Annotated in this window: 10 protein-coding genes and 1 pseudogene; 4 read left to right on the top strand and 7 right to left on the bottom strand. The window is 68.1% G+C overall.

Annotation, left to right across the window (positions count from 1 at the left end; genetic code table 11):
* Positions 1 to 371: 371 nt before the first annotated feature.
* Positions 372 to 1,205, top strand: a complete 834-nt coding sequence (locus EAO75_RS17420; RefSeq protein ID WP_147995957.1) for an aldo/keto reductase — start codon at positions 372 to 374, stop codon at positions 1,203 to 1,205.
* Between the two features lie 175 nt (positions 1,206 to 1,380).
* Here the strand turns inward: EAO75_RS17420 and EAO75_RS17415 are convergent, their stop codons facing one another.
* Positions 1,381 to 1,992, bottom strand: coding sequence for a hypothetical protein (locus tag EAO75_RS17415; protein ID WP_147995956.1), 612 nt, complete (start codon positions 1,990 to 1,992; stop codon positions 1,381 to 1,383).
* A gap of 206 nt (positions 1,993 to 2,198) precedes the next feature.
* Between EAO75_RS17415 and EAO75_RS17410 the strand changes: the two genes are divergently transcribed.
* A complete protein-coding gene (locus EAO75_RS17410) occupies positions 2,199 to 2,894 on the top strand; it encodes a glycoside hydrolase family 75 protein (RefSeq protein ID WP_147995955.1) in 696 nt (231 codons plus the stop codon).
* A 13-nt stretch (positions 2,895 to 2,907) separates the two neighbouring features.
* Here the strand turns inward: EAO75_RS17410 and EAO75_RS17405 are convergent, their stop codons facing one another.
* Both EAO75_RS17405 and EAO75_RS17400 read right to left on the bottom strand, forming a co-directional pair.
* Complete coding sequence (locus tag EAO75_RS17405) at positions 2,908 to 3,609, bottom strand: SDR family oxidoreductase (RefSeq protein WP_147995954.1); 702 nt, start codon at positions 3,607 to 3,609, stop codon at positions 2,908 to 2,910.
* Between the two features lie 95 nt (positions 3,610 to 3,704).
* Positions 3,705 to 4,622: a class I SAM-dependent methyltransferase gene (locus EAO75_RS17400; protein WP_147995953.1), complete on the bottom strand. Its 918-nt coding sequence runs from the start codon at positions 4,620 to 4,622 to the stop codon at positions 3,705 to 3,707.
* 137 nt (positions 4,623 to 4,759) lie between these two features.
* Between EAO75_RS17400 and EAO75_RS17395 the strand changes: the two genes are divergently transcribed.
* The gene (locus EAO75_RS17395) at positions 4,760 to 5,530 is read left to right on the top strand and encodes a phytanoyl-CoA dioxygenase family protein (protein WP_187284477.1); all 771 of its coding nucleotides are present in this window, start codon (positions 4,760 to 4,762) and stop codon (positions 5,528 to 5,530) included.
* A gap of 23 nt (positions 5,531 to 5,553) precedes the next feature.
* Here the strand turns inward: EAO75_RS17395 and EAO75_RS17390 are convergent, their stop codons facing one another.
* Both EAO75_RS17390 and EAO75_RS17385 read right to left on the bottom strand, forming a co-directional pair.
* Positions 5,554 to 7,269, bottom strand: coding sequence for a glycoside hydrolase family 6 protein (locus tag EAO75_RS17390; RefSeq protein ID WP_147995951.1), 1,716 nt, complete (start codon positions 7,267 to 7,269; stop codon positions 5,554 to 5,556).
* A 96-nt stretch (positions 7,270 to 7,365) separates the two neighbouring features.
* A complete protein-coding gene (locus tag EAO75_RS17385) occupies positions 7,366 to 8,862 on the bottom strand; it encodes a cellulase family glycosylhydrolase (protein ID WP_187284476.1) in 1,497 nt (498 codons plus the stop codon).
* A gap of 251 nt (positions 8,863 to 9,113) precedes the next feature.
* On the opposite strand from EAO75_RS17385, the gene EAO75_RS17380 reads away from it, so the two are divergent.
* Positions 9,114 to 12,029: a glycoside hydrolase family 48 protein gene (locus EAO75_RS17380; protein ID WP_147995949.1), complete on the top strand. Its 2,916-nt coding sequence runs from the start codon at positions 9,114 to 9,116 to the stop codon at positions 12,027 to 12,029.
* Between the two features lie 355 nt (positions 12,030 to 12,384).
* Here EAO75_RS17380 and EAO75_RS17375 read toward each other — a convergent pair whose 3' ends face one another.
* Positions 12,385 to 13,140, bottom strand: a complete 756-nt coding sequence (locus EAO75_RS17375) for a thioesterase II family protein (protein WP_222723964.1) — start codon at positions 13,138 to 13,140, stop codon at positions 12,385 to 12,387.
* A 229-nt stretch (positions 13,141 to 13,369) separates the two neighbouring features.
* Positions 13,370 to 14,129: pseudogene (locus tag EAO75_RS45910) on the bottom strand (ATP-dependent carboxylate-amine ligase); the annotation flags it as partial.

Raw genomic sequence — 14,129 nt, 5'->3', positions numbered from 1 at the left:
GGGTGGGGCCGGGCACGCGGCTGGCCGTTCATGATCAGGAAGGCATGCTCGGGGGCGCGTCCGGCGGCCGGGTCGGACCGGGATGCGGTGCGCGAGTCGTCATAGGTGTGGGGCAGCGCCGTTCACATCCGTGCACCGAGTTCACCGACACGTTCGTAGCGCGATACAGAGTCGCGGCATGACGGTCCACGGTCAATGGTCCGGACCGATGACGTCGGATACGTTTTCGGCCAATCTCGCTGTGCCGCAACTGATCCGCCGGTCAGTTGCAGGAGTTCCCGCGACGGATTCCACCGTCAGGAATGCACGGCGGCCCGTGATCGTTGACGATGTGAGTACAACCTGACGACAACCGTAAGGATCAAGAGCTCGTGAGCAGCAAGGTCCCCCCGATCATCCTCAACAACGGCGTCGAGATGCCCCAGCTGGGCTTCGGCGTCTGGCAGGTGCCGGACGACGAGGCGGCGAAGGCGGTCGGCACCGCGCTCGAGGCCGGGTACCGCAGCATCGACACAGCGGCGATCTACGGCAACGAGGAGGGCACCGGCCAGGCCATCGCCGCCTCCGGCATCCCCCGCGAGGACATCTTCGTCACCACCAAGCTCTGGAACGGCGACCAGGGTTACGACACCACTCTGCGCGCCTTCGACGAGTCACTGGAGAAGCTGGGCCTCGACTACGTCGACCTGTACCTCATCCACTGGCCGCTGCCCTCGCGCGGCAAGGCCGTCGACACCTACAAGGCGTTCGAGAAGCTGCACGCCGACGGCCGCGCCCGCGCCATCGGCGTCTCCAACTTCCTTCCGGAGCACCTGGAGCGGCTGATCGGCGAGACGTCGGTCATTCCGGCGGTCAACCAGATCGAGCTGCACCCGCACCTTCAGCAGCACGCCTCCCGTGAGCTCCACGCCGAGCAGGGCATCGCCACCGAGGCATGGTCGCCGCTCGGCCAGGGCAAGGGCCTGCTGGAGGTCCCGGCGATCGTCGCCATCGCGCAGAAGCACGGCCGCACCCCGGCCCAGATCGTGCTGCGCTGGCACCTCCAGATCGGCAACGTCGTGATCCCGAAGTCCGTGACGCCCTCGCGCATCAAGGAGAACATCGAGGTCTTCGACTTCAGCCTGGACGACGAGGACCTGGCGGCGATCAGCGCACTGAACGAGGACCGTCGGATCGGTCCGGACCCGGCGACGTTCGGCGGCTGACGCCCGCGCGCCGGCGGGTCCCCCGCCACCGCACACCCGAACGCCCACCGCCCACCGCCCGCCGCTCGACCGACCGAGCGGCGGGCGGACGCGTACGGGGAGCCGCCAGGCAGGGGCCAACTCCGTTGCCGATACCGGCTTTTGGGGCCTCGGCCCGCCGCCCGCGCCCCGCGCCTCACTCGCCGCGCACGTCGGTGAAGACGACCTCGAACTCCTCCAGCCCGGTCACGGTCAAATGCGCCTTGGCCGCGCCCTCGTGCCGGGCCGACGCCTGGGCCGAGCGGGACGCAGCCAGGGACGGCTGGTCGACGAAGATCACCCCGACCATGCCGCGCCCCCGCTCCCGGTCGACCAGCAGGGAGGCCCTGGCCAGCCCCTGAAGGTTTTCGAGTCGAGGCACCACCGTCGACCGGAACGTGTCGGCGAGCAGGTCGGTGTCCATGGGGTCGAACTCCAGCCTGGTGAGCCGCAGTCCGCCGCCCGCCTGGGGCTGGCGCGCCTGATGGAAGACCAGCGCCTCGAAGTTGTCGACCGACAGCGTCCCCGCGAACGGGTCGAGCATCGCCGCCCGCCGCTCGCGCAGCACCTCGTCGCTGTTTCGCCGGGCCTGCTCCGACTCCCACCAGCTGGCCGCGAGCAGTTTCCCGAGCGTGCGGTCCACGAAGACGCTCGCTCCGCGGTATCCCGGACGGTCCTCCAGCAGGTCCCGCCCCTCTGTGTTCATCGCCCTGATGGCCGTGTCGATCTTCGTGGGATCGCCGGTCGTGTAGATGGCCCGTACGAACATGGCACCTCCCGAAAACCCGGTCACGCATCCGACATCTTCGGCATGTCCAGTCTTCTACCGGCGTGATGCCGCCGCAATCAGCACCCGCGGACCCGAGGTCACGCGCCAGGTCTTGACGGGGTCACGTAAAGAGGGCCACCTTGTACGGCACCCGATAAGGAAACTTTCCTAACAGAAGAACTTCCTGACAGAAGGGTCCCCCCACAGTGCGCATCCGAACACTGACCCTGGCCGCGGCCTCCGGCGCCGCGCTGCTCGCCGCCGGTCTGCTCCCCACGACCGCCTCCGGCCACCCGCAACCGCCATCGCTCCGGGAGGGTTCGGTCAGCGCGGCCGACCTGCTCGCGAAGGTGACGTCCTGCTCGCAGATCTCGAACGGCAAATACCGCACCGACGAGGAGACGTCGGCCACCATCCCGGTCTGCGGCAAGAACGGCGCCGTCTTCTGGAAGGCCGACATGGACATCGACTGCGACGGCCAGCGCACCGCCAAGTGCAACGAGGACACCGACCCCTGGTTCCTGCCCGACACCGCGTTCCACCAGTCCGACGGCAAACCCCTGCGCTCCGACACGCTGCCCTACGTCGTCGTCCCCAGCATCAGCGGCACCTGGAACTACTCGGCGGCCGGCATCAAGGGCGGCGGGGTCGTGGCAGTCGTCCGCGGCAACCAGGTCCTGTACGCCGTCGTCGGCGACACCGGCCCCGAGAAGATCATCGGCGAGGCCTCCTACTCCGCCGCCGAGAGGCTCGGGATCGACCCCGACCCGGAGACCGGCGGCACCGACTCCGGCGTCACCTACATCCTCTTCAAGAACTCCAAGGTCTCCCCCATCGAGAGCCACAGCGCGGCGGTCACGCTGGGCGAGCGGCTGGCGAAGGAGTTCATACAGAACAACTGAGGCCGGGCATACGTCAGTTGGGCTGTCCGAGCGGTCGCACGACCACGGTGTTCACATCCACGCCGTCGGGCTGCCGGACGGCCCACACGACCGAGCCGGCGATCTGGTCGGCGGTCAGCAGATGCCCCGGCGGGAGGCTGCCGTAGCTGTCCCAGAACGGCGTCTCCACCCGGCCGGGCGCGATATGGGTCACGCCCACGCCCCAGTCGGTGACCTGCCGCCGGGTGTTCTCGGCGAGCCCGGTCACCGCCCACTTCGTCGCCCCGTAGATGTTGCCCGGCCCGGGCACGAACCCGGCGACACTGCCGACCAGGACGATCCGGCCGCGGGTCTCCTTCAGGGCGTCGATGGAGGCGCGGATCAGCAGGGCGGGACCGAGGACGTTGGTCAGCACCATCTCCTTCCACCCCTCGGGGTCGCCCTCGGCGACGGAGTCGTGGGTGGCGAACCCGGCGTTGGCGACGGCCGTGTCCAGTCGGCCGAACGCCTTCAGCGTCGCGTCGACCGCCGCCTGTACGTCGGCGTACTCGGCGGCGTTCCCGACGACTGTCAACAGTCCTTCCGGTTCGCCGAGCTCCTCGGCGAACGCCCGCAACCGCGCCTCGCCGCGGCCGGTGACCGTGACCCGGTACCCGGCGTCCAGCAGTTGCCGTGCGACGGCGGCGCCGATGCCGCTGCCGCCGCCGGTGATGAGTGCGACCGGAGAGTCGGTCATGGTGGTTCCCCCTGTGATTCGGTTCGGACGACGGGGAGTCCATCACTTGGAGAGCTCTCGAAGTCAAGCCCCGCCGCCGACCCGCGTCCGCGCTGTCACCTCGTCCGGACCGCCGTGTACACCGTCTGCGCCGCCAGCACGAACAGGTCGGGGCGGTGGTGCACGCTCGCCTTGTCGTCCGGGTCGAGAAGGCGGTCGAGGGTCGCGCGGTCGTCGGCGTCGAGTTGGTCGCCGATGCCGTCGCGGGTTCGGGTGAGGGAGGCGGCGACGTAGGCGCGGGCCCGGTCCGTGGTCGGGGCGGGCAGGTCGAGGAGGAAGGTGCGGGTGCCGCTGGGCCTGAGGCCGGCGGCGGCGAGCAGCGCGGACCAGTCCTCGGTCTCGGCGACGGAGCCGGGGAGCTCGGCCCTCATCCGCGCGAACCACTCCGCCTCCAGCACGTCGAGCCGCGCCTGCAGCCCGGGCCGCCCGAAGCCGATGTCCCGCGGCAGGAACCGCGCCGGCAGACCGCCCTCCTGGAGGGCCAGCGTGCCGCCGTAGGCCAGTCGCGCGGCGAACGCGGTGAGGCCGGCGCGCTGGTCGCCGAGGTGGTGCAGGCTGCGGCCGGCCCACAGCAGATCCACCGGATACTCCAACTCGTCGAGGACGCCGGGCAGTTCACCGGTCAGCGTGCCGAAGCGGTCGGCGACACCGAGCCGCTCGGCCCGTGCCTGGGCGCGCTCCAGGAGCGGCTCGGACCCGTCGACGGCGACGACACGGGCGCCGGGGAAGGTGTCGGCGAGCAGACAGGCGACGACGCCGGGACCGCTGCCCGCGTCGACGATCAGCCCCGGCTCGGTCTGGCGCTTGCCCAGCCAGGCCATGGCGTGCTCGTACAGGGGCATGAACAGCTCCGCCTGCGCCTCCAGCAGCGGGCCCATCTCGCTCCAGTCGATGTCGGAGTGATCATGGGAGTGGGCGTGATGGTGGCCCTGCTGGTGGTCGTGCCGGTGGTGCCCGTGGTCCTCGTGCGCCATGGTGGTCAGCCTCTCGTCCGCTTGCCGCCAGCCTGCTCCCACGCACCGCCCCGGGGCCACTGTCCTTGCCGTAGCGGCAAAAACGGGGCAAAGAAAATGGGATGCGGCGGCGGGCAACGGTCGCCCACCATGGCCCGATGGACGACGAGATGGTGGAGCGCTTCCTCGAGGACGGGTTCGTGAAGATCGAGGGCGCCTTTCCGCCACGCGTCGCCGAGCACTGCGCCCGGCTGCTGTGGCGGGAGACGGGGTACGACCCTCAGGACCCGGGGACCTGGAAGGACCCGGTGCACTGGGTGTACGACATGGCGCAGGGCCCCTTCGCGGCCGCCGTGAACACGCCCGTCCTGCACGAGGCCTTCGATGTGCTGGTGGGTGACGGCCACTGGCAGTCGCGCTACTCGCTGGGCAGCTTCCCGTTGCGGTTCCCGCACGAGGAGGAGCCGGACGACGCGGGCTGGCACATCGAGGGCAGCTATGTGCCCGAGGGCGCCGAGCACCCGCACACGAACGTGCACTCGAAGGACCGTGCGCTCCTGATGCTGTTCCTGTTCAGCGAGGTCACCGAGGACAACGCCCCGACCCGCATCCGGGCCGGCTCACATCTCGACGTACCCCCGGTCCTGGCCCCGTACGGCGAGGCCGGCGCCTCCTTCCTGGAGCTCGGCCCGAAGGTCGCCGAGGCCGGCGCCCACCGCCCCCTCGCATACGCCACCGGCCAACCCGGCGACGTCTACCTCTGCCACCCCTTCCTGGTCCACGCGGCCCAGCCCCACCACGGCACCCAGCCACGCTTCATGGCCCAGCCGCCGCTGCACCCGGCGCAGCCGTTGGAGCTGGAGCGGGCCGACGGAAACTACTCGGCGGTGGAGTTCGCGATCCGCCGGGGCCTGGCCAGAGAGAACTGACCGACCCCGGCGGAGGCGAACCGTCACAGTGCCGGATAGGCGTTCTGCATCAACTGCTGGAACTGCGCCGAGAACCAGTGCCCCGACAGCGGAGCGCCCGGCAGCGCACCGGACAGGTTGTTGCCGTTGCGCGGGTTGCCCGTGTAGGTCGGGTCGCACATCCGGTCGAAGCCCTTGCCCTCGTCGTTCGGGATCGCGCTGCTGGAACCGTCGGACTCCCCCGGCGGCTTCATCCAGACATACGCGTCGATCCCGGCCGCCGGACTGGCCTGCGGACGCTCACCGAGCCCGGCACCGGACTGGTTGCACCAGTTGCCGACGTGGATACGACGGTCGTAGCGGCCACCGTTGACATACGTGTCGACGTCGGTCGTCGCGCCCGGACCGGTCGGCCGTGCGCTGCCGCCCCAGCCGTTCCTCGACGTGTCGATCAGCATGCCGACGCCCGAGTTGAACCCGGCCGTGACCAGCTGGCTGCGGAAGCCCTGCGCGAAGGACAGCTCGTCGGTGTACCGGTTCCAGTCCACCCACTTAGACTCGCGGACGGACTTGCCGCCGACGGAGTCGTTGATGGTGAAGTTGTTCTCCTTCAGGGCGCTGTAGTTGGCCGTGTTGGCGATGAAGCCGTGCACGTCGTTGACGGTGGCGCCCTCGGAGGTGGCGGCCTCCTTCATCACGGTGGCGCTGGCGGCGAAGTTGTCGTCCCAGCCGATCCAGCCGTGGTGCCCGGCGTCGATGTAGTTGTAGACGTTGGCCACGTCACCGAGCTTGCCCAGCGCGTAGCCGACGCCCTTGACGTAGTTGCCGTTGGCCTTCATCACATCGCACTGCGGGGTGGCCGTCGGACGGCTGCCGGTGTTGGTGACCAGGTTCGGCAGCGAGTCGATCTCGATCGTGGTGACGATCCGCAGCGAGCCGTACTTCGGGTCGGCGAGGATCGCGGCGATCGGGTCGATGTACTCGGTCCTGTACCGGCCGAGCTCCGTCGGACCGAGCTCGCCGTTGGAGGCGAGGGCGGCGCAGTCGCGGCCCGGCAGGTTGTAGATGACCAGCTGGACGACCAGTTCACCGGAGCCCTTCTGGGTCAGGGCCTCGTCGAGGTGGTCGCGCAGACCCATGCCGCCGTTCACGCCGTTGATGGCGGCGATCCGGTCGAGCCAGACACCAGTCGGCTGGCCCGCGATCCGGCTGCCGCCCGGCTCGGCGGCGGCCTTCGCGGACCACTCGGGGTTCACGTACACCTTGGCGCCGGAGTACGGGTTGTCGACCTTAGGACCGGTCGGGCCGGGGTCGGTCGGGTCCGTGGGTCCGCCGCCACCGTCGTCGACGTTGCAGGTCACGCCGTCAAGGGTGAAGGCGGCCGGGAGGGCGTTGGTGCCGCTGTAGGAGCCCTGGAAGCCGAAGCTGACCGAACCGCCGGTCGCGAGCGTGCCGTTGTACGTCTCGTTGCCCGCCGTGACGTCGGCGCCGCTCTGGCTGATCTTCGCGTTCCAGCCGTTCGTGACCTTCTGGTTTCCGGCGTACGACCATTTCACCGCCCAACTCGACTTGGCGGCGCCCTGGTTGGTCACGGTGACGGCGGCGGTGAAGCCGGTGTCCCACTGGTTCTGCACCTTGTAGTCGACGGTGCAGGGGACGGCGGCCGTGCCGACTGCGCCGGGGTCCGCGGCGAGCGCGGTTCCCGAGGCCCCGGCGACCAGCGCCAGGGCGGCGAGCATCGCTGTTCTGGTACGACTCATGAGTGCGGGTTCCTTCTCGTTAAGAGGAATCGTCCGTGAGGGGAATCGCCCGTGCGAGAGTGATCCCGGGAGTGATCCCGGGAGTGATCCCGGTAGTTATCCGTCGAGGGCGCGCAGGTGGTCGCGCAGCCCGATGCCGTATGACGTGGGAGTTCCGTCGTAACCGGAGATCAGGGCCGGGCCCGAGGAGCAGTCCCAGGTGTTCCAGGTCCAGCCGAGATAGGACAGGTCCCGGTCGTCGAACCACTTCATGACCTGGTCCACGAAGGAGTGCGAGCAGGTGTTCTCCCCGATCTCCCCTGCCACCAGCGGCACTTGAGCCGCGACCGGGGCGAGCGTGGAGTTCCAGCAGCTCTCGTTCGCGCAGGTGTTGAAGTTGTAGACGTGCCAGGCGGCGGCGAGATTGCCCGCCGGGTCGGTGGGCTTGTACGTCAGCCACTGACTCAGGTCGTTCGAGTACGCGAGCCCGCCCAACAGGATCGGATTGCCCGCGCCCGTGGCCCGTACGGCGTCGACGAGATCCTGCATGCCGGCGATCTCGTACCCGATGCCGGGACAGGTGCCGCCGTCGCGCCAGCACTGCCACGCCTGGGTGGTCGTGGACGTCGCGCGGTCCGGGTAGGGCTCGTTGAACAGGTCGAAGACGACGGTCGGGTCGTCCTTGAAGGTGCTCGCGACCGACGCCCAGAAGGCAGGCGTGTACTGCATGTCGGGCATCGGCTTCTGGCAGCTGGCGTGCACGTCGGAGCAGCCCGCCGAGTTGCCGGTGTACTGGCCCCAGGACCAGTGGAGTTCGAGCATCGGCGTCATGCCGTGCGCCTTCACCCGGGCCACCAGGTCCTTGACGGCGGCCATGTAGTTCGCTCCGCCGTACTCGGGCTTGATGTTGGACAGGCCGAGCCAGCACTCCTCGTTCAGCGGAATGCGGACCGTGTTGGCGTTCCAGTCGGCGATCGCCTCGATGGCGGCGTCGTCGACCGGTCCGTCCCAGATGCCGTAGCCCTGGACGCACATGAACTCGCCGCCGGAACGGTTGACGCCGAGCAGTCGACGGGTGGCGCCGTCGGCGTCCACGAGCTTGTTCCCGGAGACGTGCAGGGCCGGCACGATCCCGTCACCTGGGTCCGGCGGATCCGTCGGATCGGCCGGATCGGTCGGATCGGTCGGCGACGGCTCGGCGTCGACATTGCAGGTCGTGCCGTTGAGCTTGAACGCGGTCGGTACGGCGTTGCTCCCCGACCAGGACGCGATGAACCCGGCGCTGACGCTCGCACCGGTGCCCAGCGCACCGTTCCAGCGCTCATTGGTCGCGGTCACCGTCGTACCGGACTGGGACCACTTGGCGCTCCAGCCCTGGGTGACCTTCTGGCCGCTCGCGAAGTCGAAGCTCAGGCTCCAACTGTTCACGGGCGCCGAGTTGTTGGTGATCTCCACTGCACCCTGGAAGCCGCTGTCCCACCGACCGGTGACGGAGTACTCCACCGTGCACGCGGGTGTGGCTCCTTGTGCCGTGACCACTGGCACCGTCACGGCCGCGACGAGGGCGACCGCGCCGGTGACGGCTAAAAGTACTGAACGCGGGGGGTGTCGCATGAGCGACTCCTTGCAGGTCGGGCCCGCCGTGACGGACGCGCCGACTGATGGAATCGCTCCCACTGGTGTCCATGAAGCTAGCGCCAAGTGACGGTAAGCGACAGAGGAGTTGCTGACTTTTGCTCAACTGGACTCGTCGAATCTTTTCGACTCTTCAAGCACCTTGACCCCTTGCACCCCCATCCCCACTATGGGAGCGCTCCCACTGGTTCAGGCCTTGACTTCTCCGAGCCGCAAGGAGGAACCAGCACGTGCATCCCCCACGCAGACGCAGCACCGTACGACGGTTGTGGACGGCCGTCGCAGCGGCCCTGGCGCTCCCCTTGACGATGCTGAGCGCGGGTTCAACACCCGCTCAGGCAGCGGTAGTTCAGTGCAGTGTCGATTACAGGACGAATGACTGGGGCTCCGGCTTCACCGCGGATCTGACCCTCACCAACCGCGGCACGGATGTCATCGACGGCTGGACGCTGACGTACGGCTACTCGGGCAACCAGAAGCTGAGCAACGGCTGGAACGGCACCTGGTCCCAGTCCGGTCAGTCGATCACGGTGAAGGACGCCGGCTACAACGGGCGGATCGCCGCCGGAGCGGCGGTCACGACGGGCGCGCAGTTCACCTACAGCGGCAGCAACGCCGCCCCGACGAACTTCGCGATCAACGGCACGAGTTGCACCGGCGCCCACCAGCCCCCCATCACCGTGCTGACCAGCCCGGCGGCGGGCGCGATCTACTCGCAGGGCGACGCGGTCCCGCTGGCGGCCACGGCCGCCGCCGCGGACGGCGCGACGATCAGCAAGGTCGAGTTCTACGACGACACCACCCTGCTGGGCACGGACACGACGGCGCCGTACTCGCTCTCGGTCTCAAGCTTGACCGTGGGCAGTCATTCGCTTCTCGCGAAGGGGTACGACAGCCTGGGCGCGTCCGCGGAGTCCACGCCGGTCGGCATCACGGTCGCCTCGGGTCCCGCCGTGGTGGCAACGCCGGCCCAACTCCCGGTCCAGCAAGGCAAGACGGCGACGTACGACGTCAAGCTGTCGACCCAGCCGTCGGCCGGCGTCACCGTCACGACCGCCCGCACGAGCGGCAACTCCGGCCTGTCGGTGACCGGCGGCGCCTCGCTCACCTTCACGCCCTCGAACTGGAACACCGCCCAGAAGGTGACCATCACCGCCGACGCCTCCGGGACCGGCGCGGCGACCTTCGAGTCGACGGCCACCGGGCACGCGAAGGCGTCGGTCACGGTCACCCAGATCGCGGCGACGAAGGCGTACGACGCCCGCTTCCTGGAGCTGTACGGCAAGATCACCAACCCGGTGAACGGCTACTTCTCCCCCGAAGGCATTCCCTACCACTCGGTCGAGACGCTGATCGTCGAGGCGCCGGACCACGGACATGAGACCACGTCGGAGGCCTACAGCTACCTTCTCTGGCTCCAGGCGATGTACGGCAAGGTCACGGGCGACTGGTCCAAGTTCAACGGGGCCTGGGAAATCATGGAGAAGTACATGATCCCGACCCACGCCGACCAGCCGACGAACTCCTTCTACAACGCCTCGAAGCCGGCGACGTACGCGCCCGAGCTGGACACCCCGAACGAGTACCCGGCGAAGCTCGACTCGTCGGTCTCGGTCGGTTCCGACCCGATCGCGGGTGAGCTGAAGAGCGCCTACGGCACGGACGACGTCTACGGCATGCACTGGCTGCAGGACGTCGACAACGTCTACGGCTACGGCAACTCGCCGGGTAAGTGCGAGGCCGGGCCGAGCGACACCGGGCCGTCGTACCTCAACACCTTCCAGCGCGGAGCGCAGGAGTCGGTGTGGGAGACGGTGCCGCAGCCGACCTGCGACGCCTTCAAGTACGGCGGGACGAACGGGTACTTGGACCTGTTCACCGGGGACGCGTCGTACGCGAAGCAGTGGAAGTTCACCAACGCCCCGGACGCCGACGCCCGTGCGGTGCAGGCCGCGTACTGGGCCGACAAGTGGGCCGACGCGCAGGGCAAGGGCGGCGAGATCTCCGCGACCGTGGGCAAGGCCGCGAAGATGGGCGACTATCTGCGCTACGCCATGTACGACAAGTACTTCAAGAAGGTCGGCAACTGTGTGGGCGCTTCCTCCTGTCCGGCCGGCACCGGCAAGGACGCCTCGCACTATCTGCTCTCCTGGTACTACGCCTGGGGCGGCGCCACCGACACCTCGGCGGGCTGGGCCTGGCGCATCGGCTCCAGCCATGCGCACGGCGGCTACCAGAACCCGATGGCCGCGTACGCTCTGGCCTCCTACGCCGATCTGAAGCCCAAGTCGGCGACAGGGCAGGCGGACTGGGCCAAGTCCCTGGAGCGGCAGGTCGAGTTCTATCGCTGGCTGCAGTCCAGCGAGGGCGCGATCGCGGGCGGGGCGACGAACAGCTGGGCGGGGCGGTACGCGACGCCGCCCACCGGCAAGTCGACCTTCTACGGCATGTACTACGACCAGCAGCCCGTTTATCACGACCCGCCGTCCAACCAGTGGTTCGGCTTCCAGGCGTGGTCGATGGAGCGGGTCGCCGAGTACTACCAGCAGACGGGGAACGCGTCCGCGAAGGCCGTGCTCGACAAGTGGGTCGACTGGGCGCTGTCGGAGACGACCGTCAATCCGGACGGCACGTACCGGATCCCGTCGACGCTCCAGTGGTCGGGGCAGCCCGACACCTGGAACGCGTCAAGTCCCGGTGCCAACACCGGACTTCATGTCACCGTCGCCGACTACACYAACGACGTCGGTGTGGCGGCCGCGTATGCCAAGACCCTGACGTACTACGCCGACCGGTCCGGTGACACGGGAGCCGCGACGACGGCGAAGGCTCTGCTGGATGGCATGTGGGACAACCATCAGGACGCGCTGGGCATCGCTGTTCCGGAGACTCGGGCCGACTACAACCGCTTCGACGACGGCGTCTACGTGCCGAGCGGGTGGAGCGGCAGCATGCCGAACGGTGACGCGATCAGCTCGACGTCGACGTTCGACTCGATCCGGTCGTTCTATGAGGACGATCCGGCCTGGTCGAAGATCGAGGCGTATCTCGCGGGCGGGGCGGCGCCGTCGTTCACGTATCACCGGTTCTGGGCTCAGGCGGACATTGCGTTGGCCATGGGTTCTTATGCGGAGTTGCTCGAGTAGCGGTTCGCAGAGTGATTGGGGGGCGCGGGTGTACGGCGACTGCCGGCTGCTTGTGGCTGGTCGCGCAGTTCCCCGCGCCCCTTGAGGGACGTCGTCGCCTCCCTCTTCGAGGAAGGGACCCGTGCGAAGAACCCGCATCCTCACGGCCGTGCTCGCTCACTCCGCCACAGCCTTGATCCACTCCTCGACGGAGAGGACCTCCGCCTGCCGCGGCCGCCCGCGAACGCGCCCACCCGGCGCTTGGTGACGACGGTGTCGCCCGGGTGCGGAGCGACATCGGGGAAGCAGGGTCGCGAGCGCCTCCGCCGAGTTGAGATCCGACATGAGCCTCTGAATCTCGCTGCTCCCGGCCCTCCTACACCCCCAGGGCGACGCGGAGCATGGCGAGCACCTCCTCCTGCCTCGGAACCAGATAGAAGTGGTCTCCGGCGAACCTCTCCATCCGGAACCCGGCTTGCGTGGCCTCCGACCATCCGGCCATCTCCGCGCCGGTCGCGTAAGGGTCGGCAATTGCGCTGAGCGCCAGAACCGGTGTCACCGCGAGTGGTTCCGCCGATGGCGCGTAAGCCTCAAGCAGGGTGAAGTCTGCACGGGTATAGGGCAAGACCAGATCGCGCAGCTCCAGATCCTCTAGGACCAGAGCATCGGTGCCTCCCATCTTCATCAGTTCTGCGGCGAGGGTCTCGTCGTCCAGCGCGGCGATAGGTGGTCTGCTTTCGGCGATCTGCGGCGAACGGCACGCCGAGGCGAACAGATGAACGGGCACCTGACCGATCTCCTCAAGATAACGAGCCGCCTCGTAGGCAACCAGAGCGCCCAGGCTGTGACCGAACAGGGCCGTCGGGCGCTCGTCCAGCGTGGCGATCGCTTCGCCGACTTCGCGGCCGAGCCGTTCCAGACTCTCGGGAAATGGTTCTCGGAAACGATCGGCCCGACCCGGATACTGGACACCGACCACCTCGACGTCGGGTCCCATGGTCCAGGAGTGGAAGGCCGCGGCAGAGCCGCCCGCGTGCGCGAAACAGACGAGCCGCGCCTGGGCACCGGGTATGGGCCGGGGGCAGCGGAACCAGATCTCGGACGAGGTCCGCGGAGCGCGACCAATTCTCAACTTCCCACCATGTCTTCCATCTCTTCCATCTCCGAGTGAATGTAAGACACATTCGAGCGATGGTGTAAACGGCCAGCGTTAGCCCAGCGAGCGCGTAGGACCCCCATTAGCCGTCATGAAAAGGACGATCCCGAGTGACATCAGGAAGGGAGGAGGCACCCGACGAACGATCAGAACATCGCGGTCCTGATCTTCGGTCTCGCGAAGAGACGACCATAGGCGGAAGCCTTCATGACACGTCCTCCGTCACCAGTTTGAAGGCGTCCAAGACCCCGTTCATCCGATCCTCCACGATCTGACGTGACGGACCGACAATCTGCACGTAACCGGCGGATGCGTGGGAGGCCCGCTGATCCGGCAGGTCGTCGCCGATCGCGATATTCATCCGGCCATGAACCACCCCGGGCATTGAGAGCAACGTCTCCAGGGGCGTGACCTTGACGACGCGACCGGGCTTGTAGGGGAGCAACAGGTCTCCGGCACAGCGCGGCGTCGAGTATTCCAGTGATGGCACGCGGCCCAGGTATGTGTCGAGTGTCGCAGCCATCATGTCGAAGTTTCGGGCGAACCCATGGTTGGAGGGCAGCTCGCAGCCGGCGAGCCTGGCTCCCACCTCGCTCATGTGGATGCCGCCGTCGTCTGATCGAAAGAACTCCATGTGCAGGTAGCCGTGGTCGATGCGCATACCGTCGACGATGCGCTGAACCAGTTCCTTCTCGTCGATGCCCAGTTCATTGTCGACGCCGAGGCTGATGGAGCCGTTGATGCCGCCGTAGATGGTCTCCAGCAGCGCGCACGGCGTCCACGAGACGTAGGTGTCGAGGACCCGTCCGTGAGCGACGAGAGCGCACAACTGGTACTCGCGTCCAGTGAGGAACTCCTCCACCATCCACCGCCGTGAGGGAGGCAGTGGAAGGAGCCTCGCGAGATCGTGCTCGTCGTTGAGCTTGTAGGTATCGATAGATGACCAGCCATCAACCGGCTTGAGG

The sequence above is a fragment of the Streptomyces sp. UW30 genome (assembly GCF_008042075.1).
Taxonomy (GTDB): domain Bacteria; phylum Actinomycetota; class Actinomycetes; order Streptomycetales; family Streptomycetaceae; genus Streptomyces.
This window is presented reverse-complemented; position numbering and strand designations above follow the sequence as displayed.